Genomic DNA, 26450 nt, shown 5'->3' with positions numbered 1-26450 from the left:
AATCACCAAGAATGAAGGATGAGCTAATTTGAACTCATTTTAAATTTCTCTTCCTTCCGATGTTAGAACCTTTGACCGATGCCGAATTGGAGTCGGCTTTCACCGTGGTCGTTGATACCAAAGTCAGCCCTGAGCAAGCCAATCGGGGATTGGACGCGCACACCAGCTCCGTAGCCAAAGCCAGTTCCTTGTTTGCCACGGACAGTTCCAGGTTCTCCCGGCACCGTATCGCCAGAGCCTAAGTCGGAGCCAAAGTCAGCGAATAAAACGCCACCTACCGGCTTAAAAACTGGGAAGCGATACTCGGCAGAGGCTAACACATAGCTGCGACCGCTGGCAACATCACCACTTCCGTAGCCCCGTACAGAATTGATGCCACCTAGATTAAAGGCTTCATAGGGCGGGAGATTGCCGATGGTTGTGCCTCCCTGCACGTTGAAGGCTAATACATCTGGAGTTGCACCGTTGGTTAAATTAAAGGGTATGTACTGGCTGTAGTTTGCCTTAACCCGGTTCATCAAGATACTGCCGTTCCCAACCGGGATCGATTGTTCTGTACTGAGGCTGACGACCGACCCTTTGGTTGGGTTAATTGGATTGTCTCGTTTGTCTTGTGCGATCCCAGCAGACACGGAAACTTTGTCGTCGATACCGTTTTGGCTATAGGAAAGGCGATTTCCTAATTCATCTACGGGTGAGAGATTGCCTTTGCTATCGCGGATACTAGTGCGGGTGTAGTTCACGCCTACCGAGGCTTGGACATTGCCCACAGGTTTCGTGAAGGTGACGCCACCGCCAAACTGCCCTTCCCGAACTCTGTCCCCATTTGGCAACTTGACATCTTCGTTAAAGGTTTCGGAAAGTTGCCGCTGTCGAGATGCCTCGATAGTATATCCAGGGCGGTCTGGATTGCTGGCGCGATAGGGACTGGTAATATTCCCATTAAACTGTAAGTCGCTGCGGCTTGCTTGGACATTCAGACCTACCTGCTGGTTAATGCCTCCGAAATTCTGGTCTTTATAATTAATGCTGCCGAAGATGCCACTGTTCTCGCTGTAACCACCCCCAACGTTGACGGCGCGGGAAGTGCGTTCGGTAAGGTCGTAGCTCACGTCAACTTTTCGAGAATCGCCACTGAGGGAAACATCCGCGTTGTCAAACAGCCCTAACTGATACAGCCGTTGCAAGTCTGTCCGTGCCGCATCGACCCGGAAGGGTTGACCCGGCTTCAGTTTTAACTCCTGACGGACGAAATTTTCTTGGGTGCGTCCTTTGGTTGGCTTGCCCTCGCTGTCCAAAAAGCGGATTTTCACATTCCCGACGGTACCCTCAGCGACTTCAATGGTGACTACCCCATCGCGGCTGGGTTGCACGGCTAGCACTTGTGCTGCCACATAACCATTTTGCTTGTACCACTGATTGATTTGTTCGGCACTTTGGTTGAGGGCATTGGGACTAATTTTTGCCCCCAGTTGGGATTTAAAAATGTCGTTGGCAACCGCTGGGGTCAGGGCTTGGGCACCGGAAAGTTTGAGCGATCGCACCACCAGGGGTTTCACCTCGAAGACTGTTCTCAGTCCATTTGGCTCGGTATAACTGTTTACGTTGGCATCAGTAAATAGTCCGGTCGCTAAAATCGCCGTTACATCCTTTTGCAGCTGGCTTTGACTGGTATCTCCACCCGGACGAGTTTTAATCGTTTGACGGACAATTTGCTGCAACTCTGGTGTCGCTCCCGCTACCTCAATACCTGTCGCGGTCACGACCAAATCTGGTGAATTGAGAGAGCTAGCAGGCGCTTTTTGGGGAACGCGAGTCGTCTGAGTAAATTGAGGCAGTGTCCGGGTTTCCGGTGCCGCAATGGCTCTTGCGGGGCGGGTGGTGGCAGAATTAACTGGAACAACTACCTCAGGGTTGACGGATTGTTGAGCTGGCGTGGATGGCTGGCGCGTACCCGAATTAACCGGGACAACGACCTGAGCATCTGCTATTTTTTGAGTTGCGGCTGTCGAGGAGGGCACATCGGAAGTGACTGGGACAACGACAACTTCTTCAGCATTTGGTGTCTGAGTTGGAGAGGAAGAAGTTGTACTGGCGCTAGCCAGAGAACTGAGATCGCTCGCAGCCAAAACCGCTAAAGTGCAAATAGCCAAAGAAGGAACGCGCATTATAGAAAACCAGGGAGAGAGAGGAGGAGAAGGAGATTGCATACAGATATCCAGCGAAATGGTATAAGACGGTAGCTAGTGTAAAATCGCTAATTGCTTATCGCTTACGAGGTTTTGTTAAATTTGACACTCGCTATTGCCGTCTGGTTCCATTCGTCGATTTTGAATTTGGAAATTTTTCCCTGGCTTCTCTGGAGTCAGGAAGGTTGGATTTTGGATTGGCAATGGAGAAACAATCGAAAATCTAAAATCTGTGGAGGTCTGGGATGAGGGTACTGTGCCTCAGCAATGGTCATGGGGAGGACATTATTGCCGTCCGGATTTTGCAAGAACTTCAGCAACAGTCTCATTCTTTGGAACTAGCAGCCTTGCCATTGGTGGGTGACGGGCGAGCTTATGCTGAATTAGATATCCCCATCATTGGTCACGTGCAAACGATGCCCTCCGGTGGCTTTATCTATATGGATGGGCGTCAACTGGTGCGAGATGTACAGGGCGGTTTACTACAGCTCACCCTCGCCCAGCACCGCGCGATCCGGAAGTGGACGTCCCCAGGCAGAACCAAGGAGCGAAGCAGAGGCGTAATCCTGGCGGTGGGAGATATTGTCCCGCTATTATTTGGCTGGTTAAGCGGCGTTCCCTATGCTTTTGTGGGTACGGCTAAATCGGAATATTATTTGCGAGATGAAGCGGGGCCATTGCCACGGCGCGACCAAAGAGGGCGCTGGGAAGGTTGGTCTGGGTCTGTTTACCTGCCTTGGGAACGTTGGCTGATGAGTCAGCGGCGTTGTAAGGCGGTGTTTCCCAGAGATGGGCTGACAACTCAGATGTTAAAGAAGTGGCCTATCCCGGCGTTTGATTTAGGGAACCCGATGATGGACGGTTTGGAACCACCCAGACCAAAAGCAATATTTTATTCGTCAAATGCTGAACAGGAAGAGATGAGGCGATCGCTAATTGTGGCGCTTCTCCCTGGTTCTAGACCGCCAGAAGCTTATGCTAATTGGCAGCAAATTATGCAAGCTTGTGTGGGGTTAATGCAGGCGTTTGCACCTCGACCCGTCCTATTTCTAGGCGCGATCGCACTTGGGTTAAATTTAGACCCTTTGTGCCAAACCCTTGAAGCTCACGGTTGGCGACAATCTAATGCACTGGGGGCAAATGAGAAATTCTCTCCCTCACCGATTTCTGACCCAGAAGCACTAACTTTTACGAAAGAAAATGGCACTCTGATTCTGACTCAGCACGCTTATAACGATTGCTTAAATCAAGCAGATTTAGCGATCGCAATGGCTGGTACGGCAACGGAGCAGTTTGTCGGATTGGGGAAACCCGCGATCGCGATCCCCGGAGAAGGCCCTCAGTTTACGAGCGCCTTTGCCGAAGCTCAATCTCGCCTGCTAGGACCCTCCCTGATTTTGGTAGAACAACCCGCTAAAGTCGCCGGGGTTGTGCAATATTTATTACGCGACCCCGATCGGCTGCAACTGATTGCTGAAAATGGACGCCGCCGCATGGGAGAAGCGGGAGCCGCCGAGCGGATTGCGGCTTGTGTGATGGAACGCTTGTTGGGTTTTTACTTTTCAATTTAGGCTCAACCCATTGCTAATTGCCACTGACAGTAGGGGAGCAAAGTTGTTCTTCCCCTACTCTGATGGCGTAGCCTTGTTGAAAGAAATGATTGCCCAACTCATGCCCACCCCGTTTATTTAATTGAGTTGATGTCCCAACTATAATAGAGAATAAAGAATGAGTTTCGTTGAGAGTAGATTGCTTTGAGCTGAGCAAATAAATTTTAGGTTTGGGCTTCGCCCAGCTATTGATTAGAGAGGGATCAAAATCCATGTACAAGATAGGTGTATTGGATGATGATGAAAATTGGTGTTTGATTATCGAGCGATTTTTACGAAAAGATTTTGAAGTTTATATTTATAAAACAGTCTTTACGTTTTTACAAGAAATAGAAAGTTACGATTTACTGATTATATATTTTTCTATTCCCCCAGCTCCGTATGAGAGAGGCATGGATGGTTGCGAGATCATCAATCATATCAAAAATGATTTTATAAATCCTCCCTTATTAGTTTTAGCAACCGGCTTTATTAGTGCCAATGAATTAGAGTTTGGCAGAGAAATCTGTCCGGAAGCCGATGCTTTTTTAGCGAAAGATGCAGGGTTAGACATCATTTTGAATGAAATCAAACGACTACTGAATTCTAAAGATAGTGATGCATCTAATCGAGCGATCGCAAATCCACCCAGTTAGATGCTTCATGACTTTATAAGTAATACATTTCCCCTTGGTATTCGCTTAGTAAACTGCATTCTACAGACGGAGAAAAGTAATAAGGCGTGCTTAGATATTCTTAACCAACACTCCAATGTCTCGTTGAATCGGCAGCACATCTAAAATATCGGTTTGGGAGCAATATTTCAGGTCTTCTTGACAATCGAGGCGTAACAGCCGTTGACCATGACTGGCGTGGTGGAACAACTCTAGTAAATTATTTTGCCACTGCTGGTAAAGAGCGATCGCGGCACATCCTTCGTCATTCCCTAATTCTACAGACCCTTTTTCTTGCAAAGAATGAGCGATCGCACCTGCACACACCGTATCCTCTAAGGAAAAACTACCTTCCCAACCCGATCCCAGCAGCCAAACCGTCTCTGGCTGCTTGCTGAGAACGTATTCTACCACCGCTTGACGATTCACTAACGCTGCTGCCAGAACCACTGGAGCCTTCTGTACTCGCGTTAGGGCGCGAGTGCCATTCGTAGTACTGATAAATAATCGTCGTCCCTGTACGCGCTCTGGCGTACAATCCAGGGGAGAATTGCCCAAATCGCAGCCAGACACTTTAGCACCGCCTCGTTCACCAGCGCGCAACCGGAGATCGGCTTGCCACTGTTCGCTGACTTGCATCAAGGTTCCCATATCGCTAAAGACTTGGACAGCCTCAGCACCCGCATTCAGCGCGGTGGCGATAGTAGTCGTAGCGCGGAGTACATCGATGGCGATCGCACACTCAGGTACGCTGTCGGAGGGAGTCAGTTCGGGCGTGTGGTAGACAAATAACTTCACAATTAAGGTTTTACCTGCAATCAAAACTATTGACTTAACATTTTAGGGAGCATTAGGTAGGAAAGCCTACCAAATTTAGATTAAACCGCCGAAAGTCGTGCCAACGCATCTTTCATCGTGGGTGGTAACTGGCGCATAATCTTACCCTTTTCTCGATCTACTACCACTAACGTGACTTTTGCAGTCACGTACAACTCTTGTCCATCGAGAGATTGAATCTGATAATCCCAATTGATGCGGACGCCCTCGGTATCTGCCATGCGCGTCTTTAGCACAGCACTCATTCCCATCCGCAGAGGGCGGTGGTAGCGCACCGAAAGATCCACAACCGGCATATCGCATCCCAAGGCGACTAAATCTGCAAATTCGATGCCAATTGAGCGCAGGCATTCCACCCGCGCTTCCTCCATCCAGGCAATATAGGAGCCATGCCAGACAATCCCTGCATAGTCAGTATGGTGAGGATGCGCCTTGACTGGGTATTCAAACCAGTTCTCTGTCGTAGCTGTTAGAGAGACGCTTTCAATCGCGCCTGTAGGTGGCAGTGATGGCGAGGTTTGTGGTTCTTCTGACACGTTGCCTATCGTCCTCAGTACACCTAGAGGATTGTACCTCTAGACTGAGCGCGATCGCCTCCTGAGATCGTTAGATAACTCTTCTCCCTGATAACCCATCAACAGGGACATAAAGCCTGTACGCGAGTGCTGTTCTCAATGCGATTCTTCCGTAACAAGCGATCGCAAGCGTGGATCTCTTCCAGTAGCATAGAAATTTTCTGCTTGCCAACCGTGATTTCCTCAGCAAGTATCGGGTTTTTGCCGATTCCCTACTGATGAAATGACCAATTTCTAAGCCAGCCATCTGCTAAACCGCTTGTAGAGGAGTCGTCTCATGCATCGTCGCGTCTATCACCTCAGTCTTCTCACGATTACCCTGCTTCTCACCCTTCACCCTTCATCCTTGATCCTTGATCCTTCTGAAAGCGCTTTAGCACAGGCACCAACCTCTACAGACCGGAAAACTGAAGCAGACCGACTTTTCCAACAAGGCGTACAGCAGTATCGTCAAGGGCAATACCCAAAGGCACTCGCCACCTATCAACGGGTGCTAGAAATACAGCAACAACTGAATGACAAAGCCGGAATTGGGCAAACCCTGAACAACATCGGCGAGGTTTACTACTGGTTGCGGCAACCTGACAAAGCTTTAGATGTTTTGCAGCAAGCTTTGGCTATTCGCAGAGAATTAAAAGATCGTACAGGGGAAGGAGAAACCCTAGATAATATTGGCTTGAGTTATTTCTGGAATGACCAAAATGACAAAGCTTTAGAAACCTTGCAACAAGCTTTGGCGATTCGTCGGGAAGTACAAGACAAAGCAGGAGAAAGTAAAACCCTCAGTAGTCTTGGCACGCTTTACGCGGGTGGTCTTCAGCAATATCCCAAAGCCTTAGAAAGCTTACAGCAAGCGCTGGCAATCCAACAAGAATTAGGGGATAAATTTCTACTAGGAATTACTATGCGCCGAATGGGGACAGTCTATCGAGGCATGAAAGAGTATCCTCGTACTTTGGAGTGGTTGGAGAAATCGTTAGCCCTCAGCCGCGAAGTACAAAACCGTGTAGGTGAAGGGGAAACTCTCTATCAGATCGGCTTAACTTACTTTAATCAAGACAAGTATGACCAGGCTTTGCAATTTTATCAGCAAGCATTGCCTCTTATTCAAGCCGTAGGAATTCACCTAGTAGAAGCTGGCATTCTCGAAGGAATGGGAGATTCTTACTTTAATCAAAAACAATATGAGCAAGCGATCGCTTTTTACCAACAATCCCTCCCTGTTGTTAGAGAAGTAAAGAATAAGTCCCAAGAAGTTGGCATTCTTCTATTCATAGGGAAGGCTTACAGCAGTCTTAAGCAATACGAGCAAGCGATCGCCTTTAAGCAACAAGCTCTGGCAATCGCGCAAGCCATTCCCAATAAAGCGCAAGAAGCCAATGTTCTCTCTGGAATAGCCTATATTTACTTTAGTCAAAATCAATATGAGCAAGCGATCGTATTCTATCAACAAGGACTGGCGATTACACGAGAAACCCAAGATAAGCCCCAAGAGTCTAACTTTCTATCTCTAATCGGAAGTTCTTACTATTTGCAAGGTAAAGACGAGCAAGCCATTGAATTCCTTCAAAAATCATTAGCTATTCGCCGAGAAATCAAGGATAAACCCGCTCAACTAGAAACCCTAATCTTGTTAAGTGGAATATATAGCTCAACAGCCATATCATTTGTCAACAGAGGGGTGTATCCTCAAGCAAAAGCAGAGTATTCTCGCGTGATAGAGTTGGCACAGGAAGCTTTAAACCTTGCCAGAGAATTGAAAAAAACAAAATCAGAAGCAAGTGCTTTAATTCATCTGGGAGCAGCTTACAGCTTCTTTCAAGACGAGCGAAAAGCGATTGAAGTGTTACAACAAGCGATGAGCATTGCGCGAGAAACCAAGGATTTAGGTATTGAAGACTCAGCTCTGACTCAGCTTGCTAGCATTTACAATACTCAGGACGACTCTCGCAAATATATTGAAATCAGGTTGCGACAAGTCGAAATTGCACGACAGCAAAATAATAAACGGGGTGAGGCAGATGTTTTACTCACTTTAGCCAGCACCTATAACGTACTTGGAGAAAATCAAAAGGCAGTCGAAACCTACCAGCAAGCATTAGCCGCAGCGCGACAAATCGAAATCGCTAAACTATTGCCAAATTTACAAGATAGTGCGTTAAGCACAGAGTCGAGTGCCCTAGATGGCTTAAGCCTGAGTTACAGCAATCTTGGGGAATATGACAAAGCTATTGATTGGGCGCAACAGCTATTAAAGCGTGCACAAACCCTCGGCAAACCTGAATTAGAAGTCAACGCGCTGCTGAAGTTGGCTTTCTTATACAATGTGCCTCTCAAAGATGCCCCGAAAGCCATTGAAGTCAGTCAGCAAGCCTTAGCTATTGCGCGGCAAATCAAAGAATCCTCCCTTGAAGCAAAGGCACTGGCAAGCTTGAGCAGCGCTTACAACAAACAGGGAAACTATCCCTTAGCGTTGCAGTCGGCTGAGCAATGTTTAGCAATTGCCAAGCAGCTAGAAAACCCTCAACTAGAGCAGAGTGCTTTGGATGTTCTTGAAGAAATTTACTCCAACCAAGGTAACTATCAAAAAGCGGTGGAGTTTGCTCGATCTAGGTTAGCGGTAGTACAAAAGGCAAAACTGAACAACTATGAAATCAGTGCTTTAACGTCCCTAAGCCAGAGTTATGGCTTGTTAGGCGATACTACCAAAGCTGTGGAAACAGCCAAGCAAGCCTTAACTTTAGCACGACAAAGGCAAAATTCTGCTCGTGAAGCCCTAGCTTTAAATGTTCTCAGCGAAGCTTACAGAGTTCGAGGGGAATACGAACAGGGAATAGAGGCGGCGCAAACGTCTTTGGAGATATCGCGCAAAAACAAAGATTTCATTGGAGAAGTAGCGGCGGCTAGTAGTCTTAGTGAAATGTATGAGGCTTTGGGAGAATATCCAAAAGTAATTACAGTTGCAGAACCAGGTTTAGCACAGGCAAGGAAAATAAATAATCGCGAACAAGAAGCAGAGTTACTAATCTATTTAGGCAGTGCTTACGGAATTATTGGCAAATACACAGAAGGCAAACAGCTAGGAGAGCAAGGATTAGCAATTGCGCGAGAATTGAAAAATCGTAGGCTAGAATCTTATGCTTTAGCTCGGTTGAGTAACCGCTACAAAGATTCGGGTGAGTATCAGAAAACATGGGATTCACTTCAGCAAAGTTTGAAAATTGCCCGTGAAACTAATGTTCCAGCGGCACAAACCTTACCTCTAACTTCTCTGGGGATTGTTTATGCTGAGCTTGGGGATTACCAAAAAAGTAACGAATTCTATCAACAAGCACTGCCCATATTACGTCAACTCAAGAATCGCTTTGACGAAAGCCTTGTGCTGCTTTTTATTGCCCAAAACTATTTTTCTCAAGGAAATCCACAAAAAACAATTGAATCCGCTCAAGAAGGATTAGCAATTGCTGAAGAAATTAAACAGCCACAAGTCCAAGCATTTGCTAATATCTTGCTGAGTCTTGGTTATGGACAACTGGGTAATGACAAACAAGCAATGGAAGCCGCTCAAACTTGGTTAATTTTCACTAGAAAAGTCCAAAATAAAGTTTGGGAAAAGCAAGCTCTTACTCTAGTTGGACATATCCATCGCAAATTTAGACGCCAAGAAGAAGCCATTGAGGTATATCAACAAGCACTTGCGATCGCAACCGATAATCAAGCTCCTAGCGCTGATGCTTTCATTTATTCAGGGTTAGCGCGTATCTACCACGATTTGAATCAGTCAAGTGTTGCCATTACTTACTATAAGCAATCGGTTAACAAAATTGAGGAAGTCAGGCGTGGTATCGAAGGTTTACCACAAGAGTTACAAAAATCTTTCTTGGATGCAACAGTTGATTTCGACAAGGTGAAGGTATCTGATATTTATCGTCAGTTAGCAGCCTTGTTGCTCTCCCAAGGACGGGATAAAGAAGCCCTACAAGTGCAGCAACTATTGAGAGAGCAGGAAATTCGCGAAGCCATCAGTCCTAGAGGTACTACGGGGGATAAGCCGAACATTCCACTCTCTCCGACGGAGACAAAGATTCCTGCTCAAAGCGAGTCTATTATTGCCTTAGCAAGGCAAATTAATGAGTGCGAAAGTACCAATTGTAGTCAACTTAAAGAGCTTACGAGTCGCCGCACCTCTCTGATTGTTCAATTTGACCAACAATTGCAGAAGATTGACCAAGAAATTCGCGCTAACCGTGCCAAAGATGACGCTTTCTTTGACCCAAACAAACTAGCAAAAGCTCAAGAGATTGTCGAAGCACAACCAGGCACGGTGATGATTTATCCCTTGGTTCTAGAAAACGAACTGTGGTTACAACTATATGCTCAAGGGGGTGCAGTCAAAACCGTTAAGGTTAACGTTGGAAGAGATGAATTAGGAAAGGTAGTCAAAGAGTTTCGCGATTTAATGAAGGAGTGTGAGAAGGTTGCTCATTGCGGTTCTGATGAAGCTACTAAAATACAAGCAGTTAGTCTAAAACTTTATAACTGGCTAATCAAAGACTTAGAGGCGGAACTTCAGAATAAGAATAACCAGGTGAAAAACTTGATCTTTGCTCTTGATAGAGTGACGCGCTATGTTCCGATGAGCGCCCTTTATGACGGGAAACAATACCTAATCGAAAAATACACCATCTACAATGTATTGACAGAAGATACTGACACCCGCGATAAACTACCTGTCGGCACTCAAAATAGCCCTGTTTTGGCAATGGGATTATCTGATGCTGTCCCTGGTTTTGGTTCTCTACCAAATGTGCCTGCTGAAATCGATGCGATTGTGCGTCAAGAAACTAAAAATAATCAGGGAATTTATCCTGGTCAAAAGTTCTTAAACCGTTCTTTTGACTTTGCTACTCTGCAAGACAATTTGAAAAGTTATCGAATCTTACACCTAGCGACTCATGGGGTATTTGTTCCTGATAGCGCAGATAAATCTTACATCCTCTTAGGAACCGGCGAACAACTCACGATTCCTCAGATAAAAACTTTAACCGGGTTAAATAACATTCATTTGGTTGTGCTGTCAGCTTGCCAAACCGCTTTGGCTGGTCCCCGTCAAGACGGCATAGAAATTGCTAGTATGGCTTACCACTTCTTAAACCGGGGTGCAAAAGCGGTGATGGCTTCTCTGTGGCTTGTGGACGATAGCAGTACCAGTCTCTTGATGCAGCAATTTTATAAAAATTTAGCTAACGGCACCTCTGAAAAGGCGGTGACTAAAGCGGAAGCGTTGCGCCAAGCTCAACTCAATTTGTTACAAGGCAATGTCTCAACAGCAGCCAATACCAATCCTCGGGGTGGCATTATTGTCGAACAAATACCTGGTTCTAGACCGCCGATAACCCCCAGCAACGGCTCAAAATTTTCTCACCCGTATTATTGGGCACCGTTCATTTTGATAGGAAATGGGCTTTAAAAACTATCAAAATTCAGGTACTTGGTAAAGGTAAAAGAGATGGAAAATATTTCTCACCTTCTAACTTACGATTTTGCACCTCTGATGCTGATTAGGAATGGATAATAACACGCCCAACTCAGATAGTTGATGCTTTGGCAATTGGCTATACTAGAGGCGCTTAACGCTTAGGAGAGGCAACAAATGCAATGAAACAAAGAATTCTAGCCGCCGCTGGGCTGTTATCTGTCCTCTGGTTCGCTACGCCAGTGAGAGCGGAAAATCCCGAACACCTTAAACGGTTGCTGGAAACCAATAAATGCTTGAATTGCGATCTTAGTGGTGCCAACTTGATTGGTGCCAGATTGGTTGCAGCCGACTTGAGAGGAGCTAACCTGAGTGGTGCTAACTTAAGCGGCGCTGACTTGTCTGGTGCTAACTTGACCAATGCCAACTTAACCAGTGTGAATTTGAATAATGCCAAATTAATGGGTGTTATTGGACTTTCTAACAATCTTGTCTCTTTGGAGCCAAGAACACAGAATAGGCAGGAAAGTGGAGGATTACGTTTGAGGGGTATCGTTTACAATCCTCCAGAGCAAGAAGTTCCAAATATTCGGGAACCAGGAGCCTCGCGTGGTAGTAGCGCCTGTGCTGTTGATGCAAAGCGTCTAACTGCATTGGTACCAGGCAAGAATCCTGGTAAGAATTTTGGGGTGACGGTTACAGGATATCCAACCTTCTTCTTTTATATTCCTAAAAATGCCCCGCAGGCAGCAGAGTTGATGGTATGGGATGTAGAGGGAAAACAGGTTGTTTACGAGACCACTTTCAAGATTTCTCAAAATCCTGGTGTTGTTAGCGTTGGCCTCCCTGAAAAAGCAAATGCGCGATCGCTACAAGTTGGAAAAACATACCGTTTTTCCTTAGCACTGCTTTGCGACCCTGAAGACCGGGGGAGTAATATTTCGGTTGAAGGCTGGATTCGACGCAACGAATTAAGCGCCTCTCTTGCCAGTCAATTACAGCAAGCATCTCCCCAAGAGCGTCCAGCTATCTATGCAAAAGCTGGCATCTGGTATGAAACTCTGACTACTCTGGCTGAGCTACGTCGAGATCGCCCTAACGATTCTACGTTAGCAGCCGCCTGGGAAGATTTGTTGAAGTCAGTGGGGCTGGAGGCGATCGCTACCGCACCCTTACTTCCGCAGCAAACACAGGGAAGCACTCCCCCAATCTCTCAACCTGCTGGTGCTTTAAATAAGCCTGGAGGGCAGGCAGGGAGCGGAACCCAGCTTAGAGGTGGCGCTTACAATCCTGCGGAAATTGCAGTTCCTGGCGGGACGCAAGGAGGAGGATCGCGCTGACGATTGGATAAACCTTTGACTGATAATACTGACAGATATCAATTACTTACTAAAAAAGAAACGCGATGAAGGATATTAAAGCTAATCCGCTTGTATAGCAGTATTTTTATGCGTCCCCCTATTCAGCAACTTAGCTTTACTACAGCCTTATTTTTATTTTTCGGTTGCTTCTTCCCAGTGGTAGCGAACTCCTTCGCCATACCAGAGTTTTTGGCGGAACCGGCACAAAAAATGCGGTTTATCGCCTCTCGACAAGAGCAAAAAACTGAGGCAGATCGGCTGTTTCAACTAGGCATTCAGCAATTTCGTAACAGCCAGTTTAAAGAAGCTCTGCAAACCCTAGAAAGAGTTCTGGAAATTCGCAAAAGAATTGGCGATAAACCAGGAATTGGGGAAACGCTTACTAGCCTGGGGGAAGTTTATAACGGCTTGAGTCAATACGCCAAAGCCTTAGAAACCTTACAGCAAGCGCTGCCTCTCCGCAAAGAAGCGCGCGACAAGGTAGGCGAAGGACGGACGTTAACAGAAATTGGTGCCACATACCGCGAGTTAGGACAGTTTCCTAAAGCAATGGAGATTCTACAACAAGCGTTGGGAATTCTAAAAACAACAGATGACAAGATAGGTGAAGGAAACACTCTCTATAATATTGGCATTGTTTATAGCGGTCAGGGACAATATCCGCAAGCACTAGAGTTCCTCCAGCAAGCTTTGGAAACGGCGAAAGCAGCAAATGACAAGCTAGGCGAAGGCAGAACTCTGAACACGATTGGTGGAGTTTATGACAGTCAGGGACAGTATCAAAAGGCGATAGAGTTTCAACAACAAGCTTTAAAAATTCTTAGGGAGATTGGCGATCGCTTAGGTGAAGTCCGCACTCTAAATAACTTGGGCATCACTTATCGCAAGCTAGGCAGGTATCCTCAAGCTCTAGAAGTCCATCAACAAGCTTTAGCAATCAGCCGAGATATCGGCAATCCCGCCAATGAAGGGCGTAACCTTTACAACATTGGTGTTGTTTATCGCAGCTTAGGCAACTATCCTCAAGCTCTGGAATATTATCAGCAAGCTTTAGCAATTAGCCAAGAGATCGGTGACAAGACAGGTGAAGGGCGCACCCTCATTGGTATCGGGGCAGTTTATGACAGCCTAGGGCAGTATCCAAAAGCGCTGGAGTCTTACCAGCAAGCGTCGAGAATTCTTAAAACCATCGGCGACAAGGCAGGTGTCGGGGCGACTCTCAATAACATTGGGGGAGTGTACTACAGCATGGGCGAGTATTCCCAAGCACTGGAATTCTATCAGCAGGCATTAGAGATTGCTAGAACCATCGGTGACAAAGCTGGTGAAGGGCGCACGCTCAGCAACATGGGGGGAGTTTACGATAGTTTAGGTCAATATCCTCAAGCACTGGAATTCTATCAACAAGCTTTAGCTAACCGCAGAACTATCGGCAACCGCGCGGGTGAAGGAAATACCCTCAACAGCATTGGAGGAGTATACGAGAATTTAGGGCAGTATTCTCAGGCACTCGCATTCTTCAAGCAAGCTTTGGAGATTCGTCGGGAAATTGGCGATAAGGCAGGCGAGGGAACGACTCTCAACAATCTTGGAGAAACCTACCGCAATTTAGGTCAATATCCCGAAGCGTTGAAACTCTATCAGCAGGCGGTGGGGATTCTCAAAGAAATTGGCGACAAGGCGGGTGAGGGAGTTACCCTCAACAATATCGGAGTCGTTTCTAATCAGTTGGGACAGTATCCCCAGGCGCTGGAGTTCTTTCAGCAAGCTTTAGCAATTCGTCAAACCGTCGGCGATAAGGCTGGCGTTGGAGCTACTCTTAATAACATTGGGGGAGTTTACAACCAGTTAGAACAGTATCCCCAAGCGTTAGAGTTTTTTCAGCAAGCATTGGGAATTGCTAGAGAAATTGGCGATAAGACAGGCGAAAGAATTGCGCTTGGCAATATGGGTTTTTTGTTGGAGAAACAGAATCAGCCAGAATTAGCGATCGCTTTCTATAAGCAAGCCGTGAATGTCACCGAAGTAATTCGCCAAGATTTACGAGTGCTGCCACGAGAGCAACAGGAATCATATACTCAAACCATTGCCGACACCTATCGCGCCTTCACTAACTTGTTGCTGTCGCAAGGACGAATTTTAGAAGCTCAACAGGTGTTAGAACTGTTGAAAATTCAGGAATTACCCAACTATACAAAAAATGCGAGAGCTGGGGATAAAACTTCAGGAATCGCCTTAAATCCCATTGAAGAAAAGATTCTCAAAGAAAATGGAACCTTAATCGCTTTTGGGCAGCAAGTGGAGCAGTGTAAGCAAAATCGGTGCAGCCAGTTGAGCCAATTCAACGATCGGCTTCAGGCTTTGACCGAACAATATAATCAGACAATTGAAACCATTCAAAAAGAAATTCGCAGCCGTCGCGCTCAAGATGATGCCTTTTTTGATCCCAATAAACTTAGTAAAGCTAAAGAAATCGTCGAAGCTCAACCAGGTACCGTGCTGATTTATCCCTTTGTACTCAAGGACAAAATTTGGCTGCTATGGGCATCGAAAGGAGGCATTGTTAAAAGCCTGGAAGTTCCCGTAACGCAGCGGCAATTAGGCGAATCTGTTTTAAAATTTCGCCAGTTAGTAGAAGATTCCCGGTCTGACATTGCCGAAGTCAAGGCGACGGGTAAACAACTCTACGACTGGCTCATTAAACCGATTGAACCCGAACTTAAAGCCAATAAAATTCAAAATTTAGTTTTTTCGATGGATCGGGTTACTCGCTACATTCCCATTAGTGCATTGTTTGATGGCGAAAAATATTTAATTGAGAACTACTCCGTTTCTACGGTGCTATCTGCTGACTTAACAAATGTACGCGATCGCCTTCCTCCTGGCATTCAAAATACCTCCGTTCTAGCGTTAGGGCTATCTCATGCAGTTGCTGGCTTTAATTCCCTGCCCAATGTCCCAGCAGAATTAGATGCGATCGTGCAAAAGAAACCGAACGACACAACAGGAATTTATCCGGGAAATGAATTTCTCAACAATGCTTTTGATTTTCCTACCTTGCGAGATAATCTGACAGGTCATCAGATTTTGCATATTGCTACCCACGGTCAATTTGTGCCAGGACGCCCAGACGATTCATTTCTGCTATTAGGTACGGGTGAGAAATTAACAATTTCTCAGATTCAAACTTTACAAGATTTGGGCAATGTTCATTTGGTTGTGCTATCAGCTTGCGAAACGGCACTGGGTGGGCCAGACCAAGACGGTGTAGAGATTGCTGGCATCAGCTACTATTTCCTCAATGCTGGAACCAAGGCAGTAATCGCTTCCTTGTGGCTGGTGGACGATCGCAGCACCAGTCAACTGATGCAAAAATTCTACGGCTATTTAGCTCAAAGTACACAGCAGGCACCAATCACAAAAGCTACAGCCCTTCGCCAATCTCAACTGGGCTTGCTGCACAGTGATTTCTCAACCCCAGCGCTTAATAATGTTGATAGTCGCGGCAGTATTAATGTTGAAGCAATACCCAATTCTAGAAGCGAAAATTCTCTCGGTGCTGAGTCGAAATTTGACCATCCTTATTATTGGGCACCGTTCATTTTGATAGGAAATGGACTTTAAAAAATTTTGAGTTTTGAGTTAAGACAGTAACACCAATCTAGTTAGAAGTGATTATGCCTTACATTAAGCGCCGTCAGTTTTTGCAGTTTGCTGGATCGACTTTGGCAACGCTGGGTTTGAGCCATCTGGATATTATGCAGCAAGGCAATCGCTTTGGTCGTGCGATCGCTCAAGGAACGCCTCGGAAACTTGCCTTGCTGGTGGGGATTAATGCCTATCCAACAGCACCGTTGCGAGGATGTGTCACTGATGTCGAGTTGCAGCAACAACTGCTGATTCACCGATTTGGCTTTAATCCGAAAGACATTCTGCTCTTGACTGATGGGCAAGCGACCCGCAAGGGCATCTTAAATGCCTTTGAAGAACACCTGATTAAACAAGCTAAAGGCGGGGATGTCGTGGTCTTTCACTTCTCAGGGCATGGTTCCCAAGTAACCGATCCCGACTGCGACTTCAAAGACCCGACAGGGAAGTGTCTTAATAGTACCTTTGTGCCCATCGATAGTGCGCTGCCTACCGGATTTCCCAATGAAAGAGGCGTTGTCGAGGACATCATGGGGCACACCTTATTTTTATTGATGGATGCCCTGAAGACAGAGAACGTTACCGCAGTGCTGGATAGCTGTCACTCAGGTGGCGGCAAACGGGGGAATTTAGTCGTGCGATCGCGTGATGGGGGTTCCCAACTTCAACCAGTTCCTGCCGAAATAGAATATCAGGAACAATGGCTCTCTCGCCTGAATCTCTCACCCGCTGAATTTGTGCGTCGCCGTCGCGAGGGTGTCGCCAAAGGTGTCGTCATCGCCTCCGCCAAGCGGGAACAGTATGCCGCAGATGCCCCATTCAGCGACTTTTATGCCGGTGCTTTTACTTATTTAATGACTCAATATCTGTGGCAACAAACTGGCAGCGAATCTTTTGCCAGCGCCCTCCCTAATATTGGTCGTAACACTACACGGATGTCATCTCGGCAAAACCCTGAATTTGAGGCAAAACCAGGCAGCAATAATCTCAAGCAACCGATGTACTTTATTGGTCAACAAACGCCTCCAGCGGAAGCTGTGATCACTAAAGTAGAAGGTAACCAAGCTCAATTATGGCTGGGCGGACTTAACCCCCAAAGTTTAGCGGCTTTTGAGCAAGATGCCCTTCTCACCGTAGTAGACTCCCAAGGGCGCGAACAAGGAGTCGTGCAGTTAGAATCTCGTCAAGGCTTAATCGGACGCGGCAAATTGTTAAAAACTGCCAAACCCGGATCGCTGTTGCAGGAACGCACTCGCGGGATTCCCAGTGATGTAACTTTAAAAATTGGTCTTGATCCCTCTTTAGGCAACGACACCGCGCAGGCGAAGCAAGCTTTGCAAGCGATCAAGCGCCTTGAAGCTGTACCTTTACAACAGCAAGAGGTGCAATACATCTTTGGAAGGATGAAGAGTGAGGGCAGTTTAGGTCTATTTTCGCCAGCGATGGAGCCGATTCCTGACTCCTTTGGCACTGCCGGTGAAACCGTAGCCGATGCTGTCAGTCGCCTGCAAGCCAAACTGAAATCTTTACTAGCAGCCAGGATTGTCAAACTCACTCTGAATACCAATTCATCGCGCCTAAACGTCAATGCTTCGATGAATCGAGCAGGTCAAAATGAAATTTTGGCTAGCGCTTTCACGGTTCGCGGTAGCGATCGCAGTCTCGGTCAAAAAACTTCTTCCAATAATCCTTCAGGAAATCTTCCCTCAGATGCCCGAAAGTTACCGATCGGAACGTCGGTGCAGTTCCAGATTACAAATAACGAGCCGCGCGACCTCTATTTCAGCGTCCTAGTCATTGACCCAACTGGAGAAATATCGGCAATCTTCCCGAATCAGTGGACGGCGACCGATGATGTTACGCAGGTGAAGGCTGGGCAAACACTACAAATTCCTGGGACTGACGATCAATTTAACCTTGTCACCCAAGAACCCAAAGGAGTCGCAGAAGTCCTGATTGTTGCCAGTAGCACACCCCTGCGAAAAGCCCTGCAAGCGTTGCGAAACCTGGCACCACGGGATACAAGAGGCCCCGTAGCTCTTTCGGAGCCAACTCAAGTGGTCGGCGATTTGCTGGATGACCTTGCGGAAGGCACGCGCGGCACTGGAAACTCTCCCCAAGGCGTGAGTAACGTAGATACAACTCAGATGGCGGCGATGTCGATTACCTTTGAAGTTATTTGACCGTTCCGGCAAGAACATAAAGCAGTATCTTGAGAACCGATCCACTTGGGGGTGGAGTTTGCGGGCTTCACGCCTGAAGATACTGCTAAAGACGGAAATCTGCTGTTTAAACTAGCCCCATAGCAGAGACCGTGATACCTTTAAAAATAATGTTAATATCTTGCAATAATTAGGAGCGATCGCAAACGTCTCGCCTCGATACTGCTGTAAACCACTCGATATCCATAAAGGTCGAGTGCAAAGATTACAGTAATTTAGGATACAATTCTCTAATGAGAATCGCCCATGAGTATCGATTGCGCCCAAGTCAGCAGCAGTTAGTTACAATGGAGGAATGGATAGAAGCGCTCAGATGGCAGTACAATTATCGGTTGGCTGAACGCTTTAACTGGTGGAAACAAAAAGGTTGTAATACTAACTGCTATTGCCAAAGCAGTTGTTCAATCGCATCAATTAGAGATAAGCTAGATTCTTGCAGCCAAAAGCGCAATTTAAAAAAAATAAACTCTTTATTTCCAGCCGATAAAAGACTTTTTTTTCAACTATTACAAAACTGCGTTGAGCAGGTGGCAATCCCTCGATACAATAGGAAAGCCCAGAAGCGGATTGAGCGGTTACAGCGTCAGTTGTCTCGCCAGAAACAGGGCAGTAAGCATCGAGTTAAAGCTGTCCAGCAGATTGAATTGTCACCGTTAAATGTTGCAAACCAGCGTCAAAATTTTTACCAACAAGTTGCCAACTGGCTATTGAAGCAATTAATGGTGGTTGCCGATCGAGACTTGATCAACAAAAAACTCGCCGGGAGCAAATTGGCAAAGTTTGTTACGGGTGCTGGATGGGAAAAATTCGTGTCTATCTTGGCGCTCATCGGTGCCGGGAAGAAGCGCTATTCGGCGTTTAAGGGGTTGATTGCAGGAAGGCGTTTCTATGGGCTAGTACATCCATCTGGCACGATTCAAGAAGATTCTAGCTGTGAGGCGGAATTTTTCAGGACGCAGGCTGATAGATGGTTTTTCTATTCTGATGACGGATTGGCTCTTAATCGAGATGAAAACGTTTTCAGGAAAATGAAGAAAAAGGCGGCGGTCATCCCATCAGGCTGTGGAGTTGGGGTAGACCAAAAGGCTCTCGCTGAAACGAGAAATCTCCAAATAAGCCGTAAGGTTGATTGGGAGAAGCTGTCACCGAAGATCGGGTTTAGTGCGAGCAGCCCAATCGAGTATACGCTTTGTGCGCGATCGCAATTTTTGTCTAAAGATATTGAGTCTGGAGGTATTTTTCCATGTCTATCCGTTTGTATGTAGGCAATCTGCCCAAAGAAGAAGTAGACCGTCAGGAGTTACAAGCTCTTTTTGGGGACATGAGCGATTCTGTTTCCACTAAGGTGATTAAAGACCGGAAAACCGGCAAATGTCGGGGTTTTGCCTTTGTAACCGTGAAGACGGATGAACTGGCTGATGAAATTATTGAAAAGTTCAACGGTCAGATGTTCCAAGAAAGCCCGCTGAAAATAGAAAAGGCATTGCCACGAGCTAAGGGTGAAGGGGAAGAAGAACCTCGCCCAGCAGCTCCAGCTCCTATTAAGGACCCCAACAAAGCTGCTAGCGGCGGCGGTGGCGCTCCCGCTCCCGCTCCCACAGGCGGCGGTGGTCGTCGTGGTGGCAGCAACAAGAAGTCGCGACGCTCTGAAGGGACAACATCTAATAATGAATCAGATACCTTTCAACCCGACCCCCGCTGGGCTGGCGAATTGGCGAAGCTGAAGGAACTGTTGGCTGCTCAAAGCAATTAGTCGTTAGTCATTAGTCAAAGGTTAATGACTAATGACTAAGCAACTAAAAGCTAATTACTCAGAGGAAGTTGCAACCAGTCTTGCAGGTAGCTGCGTAGCTGCTTGGTAAATTCTGGTCGCTCGTTAAATCGTTCGGTGCGAACGGGCTTGCGATCTTCATCAAGAGTCCAGCCATAATCACTGCTTAGACGCAATTTGCCTTGCCAGTCTGCTACTGAGACAATCAGCTGACTTGCAGGGCTGTTGTCTAGCTCTAAAACCCGAAATACATAATTAAACGTATTCTGGGTGGCTGCGGCAACGGTCGAAGGCTGACCGTATTTGAGGTTGAGGCGCGATCGCACTTGTTCTATTAAACCCGGTTGCTCCACTTCCTCCAAAGTTTTGACGGCTAACGTTAGTGCGAAATAAAATTCTTCGACTGGAATAAATTCAAGCTGCATAGATAAGAGTCAGTTGTATCAGGAAAGCATCTTACAGCATCTGGTTATAGCATCTAGTTTTAACAGGTGCAGGGATCTGTGTAAGACAAAATCCTGAGCGACGACTTCACAAAATCGAGCCGTTGCTGCTGCAAAGTTACCTGTGGCATTGCTAAGCCAAATCCCTGCCCGTAATCTGCCCCTAAATCGCGGCAAAATTCAACATCTTCCCTGTCTTCAAGTCCCTCAGCAACAACTCGAATTCCCAAGTTATGAGCAGAATTCACTAAACTTTTGAGCATCACCTGCTTGAGAGAATGCTGGCTGCAACCATGTACCAATCGCCGATCTATCTTGATCAAATCGGGGCAAAATTCCATGAAGTAGTTGTCAGGCGAAACACAGGCGCACAAATCATCTACAGCAACTCCAAACCCCCGTTCTCTTAGGCGATTAATGGTTTTCAAGAGTTTTGGACAGCTGACCAACGCTTCCACTTCGGTTAATTCAAATACAATTTGTTCGGGCTGTAATCCCAGGTCGAGAATTAACTTGATGTTCTGCTCTAAGGATGCAGGATCTTTGCTGATTACATTGGGTAAGATATTAATAAAAAATGTTTGATGACTCTTGGTGTTAGCAATTGATTGTAAACAAATTGTCCGAGCCAGTTCATCAAACTCGTAAGCCAATTTTGTCGAAAGGGCTGCTTCAATTAATTGATAACCGCTGAAGTGTCCTTCGCGCTCGTCTTTGGCGCGTGCCAAACATTCATAAGCAATTATTTCGCCGGTTGATAAATTGAAAATAGGCTGATAGTGAAAAAATATTTGCTGCTTCGCTAAAATCTGAAAAAACCAAGCATATTTAACCGCCTGGGTAATCGTACTAATCGGTTGCGCTTTTAAAAAATCTCCTAGTAAATTTTGATAATCGCGTGACGATGTCTCAATAGAAGAATCCTTTTGCTCGGTTCGCGTCAGAAAAAAGCGTGAGGAAGCTTGACTGGTTTCTGAAAGGACTTGGCTGATCTTGACGAAAATACTAACCAGTTCACGATTATTTACAGTTTGATAGAGAAGCTGAGGCATGGCAGGAAGCTCCTGAAACCCAATGCTGGAAAGACAGCAGCTAGTTTCCTTGTCATCAGGTTGGATAACCAGATTAAGCGGATGAATCTGTGACATTACAGCAGAGACTACCAATATTTTTTTCTAAGGAATAAAGATATATCAAACCAGGAAATACCCTGTATCCATTGAAACTGTCTTCTGCCTGAGGGCGTAAGAGGTATTCCCAACGGTACTATAGGTTAGTTTTCAAAAAATGGGAAGCTCGTAGTAAACATTATGTGCTTATAGGCTGCGCTCAAATTGCCATGAGCCGTTTTAGGCAAAACTTTGCCATCCTCTGCGAACCCACAGGAGATGTTCCTACAAAATCATGCCGTAATCGGGCAATACCTTGATATAGGCACTCAAAAGTTTCATTTAGTACAGAGAGGTTTCTTGTAAATCGGCACACTAGGAGAGAGAACCGCCATAAGTTCGCTTCATGCTGCGCGTGAAGCGAAGCTATCACGACAGAGAATCGCTAACGTGTCGCTCTTTACCAGATGCTTCGCTCATGCTAACAGACTCAAGCTTAGAGCTATACAAACTAAGCCTGCTTCAGGGAATCTTTATATATAGGGATTCTTGTTTGGATGCAGCAAAGTTTGATCCTGCTGCCTTTCACCGAAAAGCGGAAACAGGCATGGGGTAAGGTTCCGAGTGGATTGCACGCTTAATGAGAACTGCTATATCGTCTGCCTGCGCGGACTTTGTTTGAAGTACAGGCAAAGGTTGCTTTGATACGTTTACAGTCGTCGGGTATGCTTTGTAAGTCAAGAAGTCTGTTGTGGACAGACGAATGCGACTTTCGTCCCTGCTGCTGGAAGTGCTAGCTTAGTGCATCGCTTCCATAACCGGGAATACTGCTGGCGCGGCATTAGGTGAGTAATAGGAGAAGAGAGGACCCGATCGCATCCTTACTCTGATTATGTAGTTAACATTACAAAAACCAAAAAAGTGATCAGGATTGCATTGTAGATTGCATGATCGGCTGTACTTGCCTGAACTCCTGCTTCCTGAGCGATTTCTTCATTATTATTTTTTTTGAAAGACTGGTCATGTACAAATTTATAGCGACAAGCAAATAAAAAACCTGGAATAATCAGCAGAAAACCTGCATAAATAGGAATTCCTACGGTGATATGGACTAAACCAAAAGCTGTAGAATTCCCGATTATCTGCTTCCAGGTGTTAGCACCTTGACGAAAAATCTTTTCCTCCAATCCAGCCCAAAACGGAACCATTAAAATTAAACATATCCAAAAAACAACCATCAAAACTTTTGTGTAATCAAAAGGGGGTTTCTGAGTCGTACTATTTGTCGGTACTGCTTTATAAGTCTTATTTGCAGCCTTTTCATTGGGTATCGCGCGAGGTTGAGTTGCAACATTTGCATTGGGTGATTGCTTGGGTTGAGTTACAACTTTTTCATCGGTTACAACTTTTTCATCGGGTGATTGCTTGGGTTGAATTACAAATTTTTCATCGGACGGTAAGCTTTCACTGGGGCTGGGAAGTTGAGAATTAATATTATCTGGTGGTGGAGGTTGAATGCTTTTAATCGTATCAAACGGTTGAAATATAATATTTCCAGAATTTCCGAAAACTGCACTAGCCCATCCCCATTGCATAAATTGGGGTACGTATGGGCTTACGACTGCAAATGTCGTTAAGGTAACAAAAAGAATAAAAGCTGCCCGAACATAACTTAAAATCCCACTTTTAAAATAAATTGCTAATACCCAACTTAATTGGGACTTGTTTTTCCAAATATCCCCTAAGATAAACCAAATAATTGCAACTGAAAATAAAGTAGAAAACATCTGCTTAAAATTTGTTGCCCAAGGCGATTGAGCAGAACTGATGATAAAAATAAATGTTGCAACAAATAAAAATTGATACTTAAACGCATTGACAATATTTTTTAGATCGTTAAATAGTTGATTTCTTTTTTCAGAATTTAATAAATGCTGAAAGATTTTACCTGTTATGAGCAAGCAGATGAGTTTATAAAACGCAGCCGACGCATATTCTGGCTTAAGATGTAAGGCTTTTTCAAAGCTAGCGATCGCTTCTTGATAGCGATGTAATTTTGCCAGGATAAAGCCTCGACCGTACCAGGCTTGAGGAAACCAAAATTCTTGACAATCTGGTTGAATTGTAGTGGCTTTTTCAAAGCTAGCCAGTGCTTCTTCATCCCGCCCTAAATTTACCAGTAACGAACCCCGATTGTACCAAGCTCGCTGATAGGCTGGATTGATTTCCAAACATTTATCAAAATTGCAAAGTGCTTCTTGGCGGCGTTTTGGTAACGGTAGCACAGCCCCACGGGTACACCAAGCTTCATAGCCGTTTGCATTAATCTCCAAAGCTTTATCGCAGCTAGCGATCGCTTCTTTGGGGCGATTTAACTTACTCAGCACCCAGCCTCGCTTGTACCAGGCTTGATAAGATTCTGGTTGAATTTGCAAAGCCTGTTCGCAACTCGCTAGTGCTTCTTTCCCACGATTTAACATGATCAGTGCATGGGCGCGATCGCTCCAAGCTTCGGAATAATCTGGATTTAACTTTATCGCTTTGTCGTAGCAACTAACAGCTTCGTTGTAGCGGCTTAAATAAAATAAGGAAAGTCCATAGTTGTATAAAATTTTATCAGAATCCGGTTGAAGACCTAAAGCCTCTTGATAATGGGTAACAGCCTCTTTATACTTTCCTATTTCGGCTAATTTTAATCCTTCTTCAAACAGCAATAAGGCTTTGCGTGTAGTGCTTGTTTGCCCACCCTGATTTTTTTGATGGTGTGCTTCTGGAGTCAGATTTGAGTCGTGTTGATAATCTTTCTGAGAAAAATTTTCACCCTGAGTCATAGGAAGGGAACTCCAGATAGTAGACTGACTGTTGCAGCTGAGTTGGTTTAGGTTTACGCGATCGCATACTTTTCGGAGCGGAGCAAACCCCTCACACCCCCCTTCCCGCGGAGAGAAGGGGGGTTGGACTCTCCTCATCGCTAAAAACACTCGTCTTTTAGAAGTGGTTTAGGCAGAGGTAGAGAGGCAATAGAGAGAAGTGAACCGAGTAGTATTGCTAAGCGATCCTAGCCTACAGAGCTAAGTTGTCAATATCGCCAGGAGTTTTAAGAATGAGTGCAGAACAAGATCCCGTTAAGGTGATGAAGCAGGAAGTCGGGAAAGCCGCCGCCGCCCGCGTCCAGTCGGGGATGATAGTAGGGCTGGGCACCGGATCGACGACTGCTTATGCAATTGAATCTTTGGGCGATCGCTTGAAGTCCGGCGACCTCAAAGACATCAAAGGCATCCCCACCTCATTTCAGGCATCCGTGCTAGCTAAACAGTACGGAATTCCCTTAACCACCTTGGATGAAGCCGATCGGATTGATATTGCCATTGATGGAGCCGATGAAGTTGATCCGCAGCACAATTTGATTAAAGGGGGCGGTGCTGCCCACACCCAGGAAAAGATAGTAGATTGTTTGGCAGAGCAGTTTATTGTCGTGGTCGATAGTTCCAAGCTCGTTGACAAACTGGGTTCCACCTTCCGCGTGCCAGTAGAGGTAATTCCGATGGCGATAACACCCGTGATGCGGGCGATCGAAAAGCTAGGCGGGAAGCCAGAACTACGGATGGGCGTCAAAAAAGCGGGTCCCGTTGTTACCGATCAAGGCAATCTGGTCATTGATGTAAAATTTGACACCCTCGATAATCCTGGAGAACTGGAAAAGACGCTCAATAATATCCCTGGCGTTTTGGAAAATGGTTTATTTGTGGGCGTCACAGATTTAGTGTTAGTGGGCGAAGTGGTAGATGGGAAGCCCATTGTGCGAGAAGCTTAATCTTCTTTTGCGAGCCTCCGAGCAAAATTACTAATCTGCTCTCTACCTGGATTTTGTCTCTTTTCCCGTGCGAGACAAAATCCGACCCTATCCTGAGTTTCAGGCGTTTTTGGGTTTACGTTCAACTGTAGCGAGCGCACCAGCTTAAACTCGGATTTTTAACGATTTCTCCTAAGCACGGCTACCTGATAGTTGCGCTTGAGAATTTCCTGTCCTCCCCAACTGATATTGCAATTGCTAGCGACAATTTTTCCGGGATGAACGCCTTTATTGTGAGATGCCCGACAGATAAATAGATCTCGATCTGCTTCTATCCCACCCGCGATCGCACCTGCTGGCACCCGTCCGTTCGATGCTTCTATCCAAACAATCCGAACGTTTCGCGGCGCGGTTAAAACTTCATAGAAAGGGGCGAGAATTTCCTCTCCTCCCCAACCAAAATTACAATTGTTGCCAACAACTTTTCCCGGATGCACGCCACCGTTATATTCGGCGCGACAGATGTACAAACGACGCCCCGATTCAGACCCACCAATCACGGCATTGGGGGGGATGTCTCCATTCGATGCACCTACCCAATTTAAGGCTTCATAACCAGAGTTATTCTGAGCCAGGATCGCAGAACTTGATGCCAGCAGCAGGGTTGCTGGTAAAAAAGATAGCAAGGTAGCCCGAACAACGTTTGCAAGCATAGTCAATTACCCTAAAAATAGTTGTGCTTAACTACAAGCACAATTCAGCA

Annotated in this window: 16 protein-coding genes; 9 read left to right on the top strand and 7 right to left on the bottom strand. The window is 45.9% G+C overall.

Annotated features, from left to right (window positions below; all coding sequences use genetic code 11):
• Positions 1-62 precede the first annotated feature (62 nt).
• Positions 63-2210: a BamA/TamA family outer membrane protein gene (locus tag NDI33_RS22025; protein WP_242032998.1), complete on the bottom strand. Its 2148-nt coding sequence runs from the start codon at positions 2208-2210 to the stop codon at positions 63-65.
• Between the two features lie 224 nt (positions 2211-2434).
• Here NDI33_RS22025 and NDI33_RS22020 point away from each other — a divergent pair, with 224 nt between their 5' ends.
• Together NDI33_RS22020 and NDI33_RS22015 are read left to right on the top strand one after the other, a co-directional pair.
• Complete coding sequence (locus NDI33_RS22020; RefSeq protein ID WP_190672604.1) at positions 2435-3760, top strand: lipid-A-disaccharide synthase-related protein; 1326 nt, start codon at positions 2435-2437, stop codon at positions 3758-3760.
• 251 nt (positions 3761-4011) lie between these two features.
• Positions 4012-4434 (top strand): response regulator, encoded by a 423-nt coding sequence (locus NDI33_RS22015; protein WP_190672600.1) that lies wholly within the window; start codon positions 4012-4014, stop codon positions 4432-4434.
• Positions 4435-4524: 90 nt separating this feature from the next.
• On the opposite strand, the gene NDI33_RS22010 is transcribed toward NDI33_RS22015, so the two are convergent.
• Complete coding sequence (locus NDI33_RS22010; protein WP_190672597.1) at positions 4525-5250, bottom strand: 2-phosphosulfolactate phosphatase family protein; 726 nt, start codon at positions 5248-5250, stop codon at positions 4525-4527.
• A gap of 80 nt (positions 5251-5330) precedes the next feature.
• Complete coding sequence (locus NDI33_RS22005; RefSeq protein ID WP_190415105.1) at positions 5331-5825, bottom strand: thioesterase family protein; 495 nt, start codon at positions 5823-5825, stop codon at positions 5331-5333.
• Between the two features lie 316 nt (positions 5826-6141).
• Here NDI33_RS22005 and NDI33_RS22000 point away from each other — a divergent pair, with 316 nt between their 5' ends.
• The 6 genes from NDI33_RS22000 (at position 6142) to NDI33_RS21975 (ending at position 20324) form a co-directional block, all read left to right on the top strand.
• Positions 6142-11334, top strand: a complete 5193-nt coding sequence (locus tag NDI33_RS22000) for a tetratricopeptide repeat protein (RefSeq protein WP_190672593.1) — start codon at positions 6142-6144, stop codon at positions 11332-11334.
• A 188-nt stretch (positions 11335-11522) separates the two neighbouring features.
• On the top strand, positions 11523-12680 hold the full coding sequence (locus NDI33_RS21995) for a DUF928 domain-containing protein (protein WP_190672591.1): 1158 nt from the start codon (positions 11523-11525) through the stop codon (positions 12678-12680).
• A gap of 108 nt (positions 12681-12788) precedes the next feature.
• Entirely contained in the window at positions 12789-16325 is a 3537-nt protein-coding gene (locus NDI33_RS21990) for a tetratricopeptide repeat protein (RefSeq protein WP_190672588.1), read from the top strand.
• 53 nt (positions 16326-16378) lie between these two features.
• Positions 16379-18532 (top strand): caspase family protein, encoded by a 2154-nt coding sequence (locus tag NDI33_RS21985; protein WP_190672585.1) that lies wholly within the window; start codon positions 16379-16381, stop codon positions 18530-18532.
• 566 nt (positions 18533-19098) lie between these two features.
• Positions 19099-19836 (top strand): transposase, encoded by a 738-nt coding sequence (locus NDI33_RS21980; RefSeq protein WP_242032997.1) that lies wholly within the window; start codon positions 19099-19101, stop codon positions 19834-19836.
• The gene (locus NDI33_RS21975) at positions 19815-20324 is read left to right on the top strand and encodes an RNA-binding protein (protein ID WP_190429814.1); all 510 of its coding nucleotides are present in this window, start codon (positions 19815-19817) and stop codon (positions 20322-20324) included. Before NDI33_RS21980 ends, NDI33_RS21975 begins: the two co-directional genes overlap by 22 nt.
• Before the next feature lie 50 nt (positions 20325-20374).
• Here the strand turns inward: NDI33_RS21975 and NDI33_RS21970 are convergent, their stop codons facing one another.
• The 3 genes from NDI33_RS21970 to NDI33_RS21960 form a co-directional block, all read right to left on the bottom strand.
• Positions 20375-20767, bottom strand: a complete 393-nt coding sequence (locus tag NDI33_RS21970) for a hypothetical protein (RefSeq protein WP_190433164.1) — start codon at positions 20765-20767, stop codon at positions 20375-20377.
• Positions 20768-20826: 59 nt separating this feature from the next.
• Positions 20827-21933 (bottom strand): EAL domain-containing protein, encoded by a 1107-nt coding sequence (locus NDI33_RS21965; RefSeq protein ID WP_190429816.1) that lies wholly within the window; start codon positions 21931-21933, stop codon positions 20827-20829.
• Between the two features lie 851 nt (positions 21934-22784).
• Positions 22785-24725 carry a tetratricopeptide repeat protein gene (locus NDI33_RS21960; RefSeq protein ID WP_190672579.1) on the bottom strand — a complete coding sequence of 647 codons (1941 nt, stop codon included), beginning with the start codon at positions 24723-24725 and terminating at the stop codon, positions 22785-22787.
• 272 nt (positions 24726-24997) lie between these two features.
• Between NDI33_RS21960 and rpiA the strand changes: the two genes are divergently transcribed.
• Entirely contained in the window at positions 24998-25708 is a 711-nt protein-coding gene (gene rpiA / locus NDI33_RS21955) for a ribose-5-phosphate isomerase RpiA (protein WP_190415094.1), read from the top strand.
• Positions 25709-25866: 158 nt separating this feature from the next.
• On the opposite strand, the gene NDI33_RS21950 is transcribed toward rpiA, so the two are convergent.
• Positions 25867-26400 carry a DUF3421 domain-containing protein gene (locus tag NDI33_RS21950; protein WP_190529418.1) on the bottom strand — a complete coding sequence of 178 codons (534 nt, stop codon included), beginning with the start codon at positions 26398-26400 and terminating at the stop codon, positions 25867-25869.
• Positions 26401-26450: the final 50 nt, after the last annotated feature.

The sequence above is a fragment of the Trichocoleus sp. DQ-A1 genome, from assembly GCF_039961955.1.
Taxonomy (GTDB): Bacteria; Cyanobacteriota; Cyanobacteriia; order Cyanobacteriales; family FACHB-T130; genus FACHB-T130.
The sequence above is the reverse complement of the archived record's forward strand: the minus strand, read 5'-3'. Positions and strand labels throughout refer to the sequence as shown.

Excerpts from the sequence above, each read along its gene's own strand:
- rpiA (WP_190415094.1), top strand. The coding sequence starts at position 24,998 with ATGAGTGCAGAACAAGATCCCGTTAAGGTGATGAAGCAGGAAGTCGGG.
- NDI33_RS22020 (WP_190672604.1), top strand. The coding sequence starts at position 2,435 with ATGAGGGTACTGTGCCTCAGCAATGGTCATGGGGAGGACATTATTGCC.
- NDI33_RS21985 (WP_190672585.1), top strand. The coding sequence starts at position 16,379 with ATGCCTTACATTAAGCGCCGTCAGTTTTTGCAGTTTGCTGGATCGACT.
- NDI33_RS22025 (WP_242032998.1), bottom strand. The coding sequence starts at position 2,210 with ATGCAATCTCCTTCTCCTCCTCTCTCTCCCTGGTTTTCTATAATGCGC.
- NDI33_RS21995 (WP_190672591.1), top strand. The coding sequence starts at position 11,523 with ATGAAACAAAGAATTCTAGCCGCCGCTGGGCTGTTATCTGTCCTCTGG.
- NDI33_RS21965 (WP_190429816.1), bottom strand. The coding sequence starts at position 21,933 with ATGTCACAGATTCATCCGCTTAATCTGGTTATCCAACCTGATGACAAG.
- NDI33_RS21970 (WP_190433164.1), bottom strand. The coding sequence starts at position 20,767 with ATGCAGCTTGAATTTATTCCAGTCGAAGAATTTTATTTCGCACTAACG.
- NDI33_RS22015 (WP_190672600.1), top strand. The coding sequence starts at position 4,012 with ATGTACAAGATAGGTGTATTGGATGATGATGAAAATTGGTGTTTGATT.
- NDI33_RS22000 (WP_190672593.1), top strand. The coding sequence starts at position 6,142 with ATGCATCGTCGCGTCTATCACCTCAGTCTTCTCACGATTACCCTGCTT.
- NDI33_RS21975 (WP_190429814.1), top strand. The coding sequence starts at position 19,815 with ATGTCTATCCGTTTGTATGTAGGCAATCTGCCCAAAGAAGAAGTAGAC.
- NDI33_RS21960 (WP_190672579.1), bottom strand. The coding sequence starts at position 24,725 with ATGACTCAGGGTGAAAATTTTTCTCAGAAAGATTATCAACACGACTCA.
- NDI33_RS21990 (WP_190672588.1), top strand. The coding sequence starts at position 12,789 with ATGCGTCCCCCTATTCAGCAACTTAGCTTTACTACAGCCTTATTTTTA.
- NDI33_RS21950 (WP_190529418.1), bottom strand. The coding sequence starts at position 26,400 with ATGCTTGCAAACGTTGTTCGGGCTACCTTGCTATCTTTTTTACCAGCA.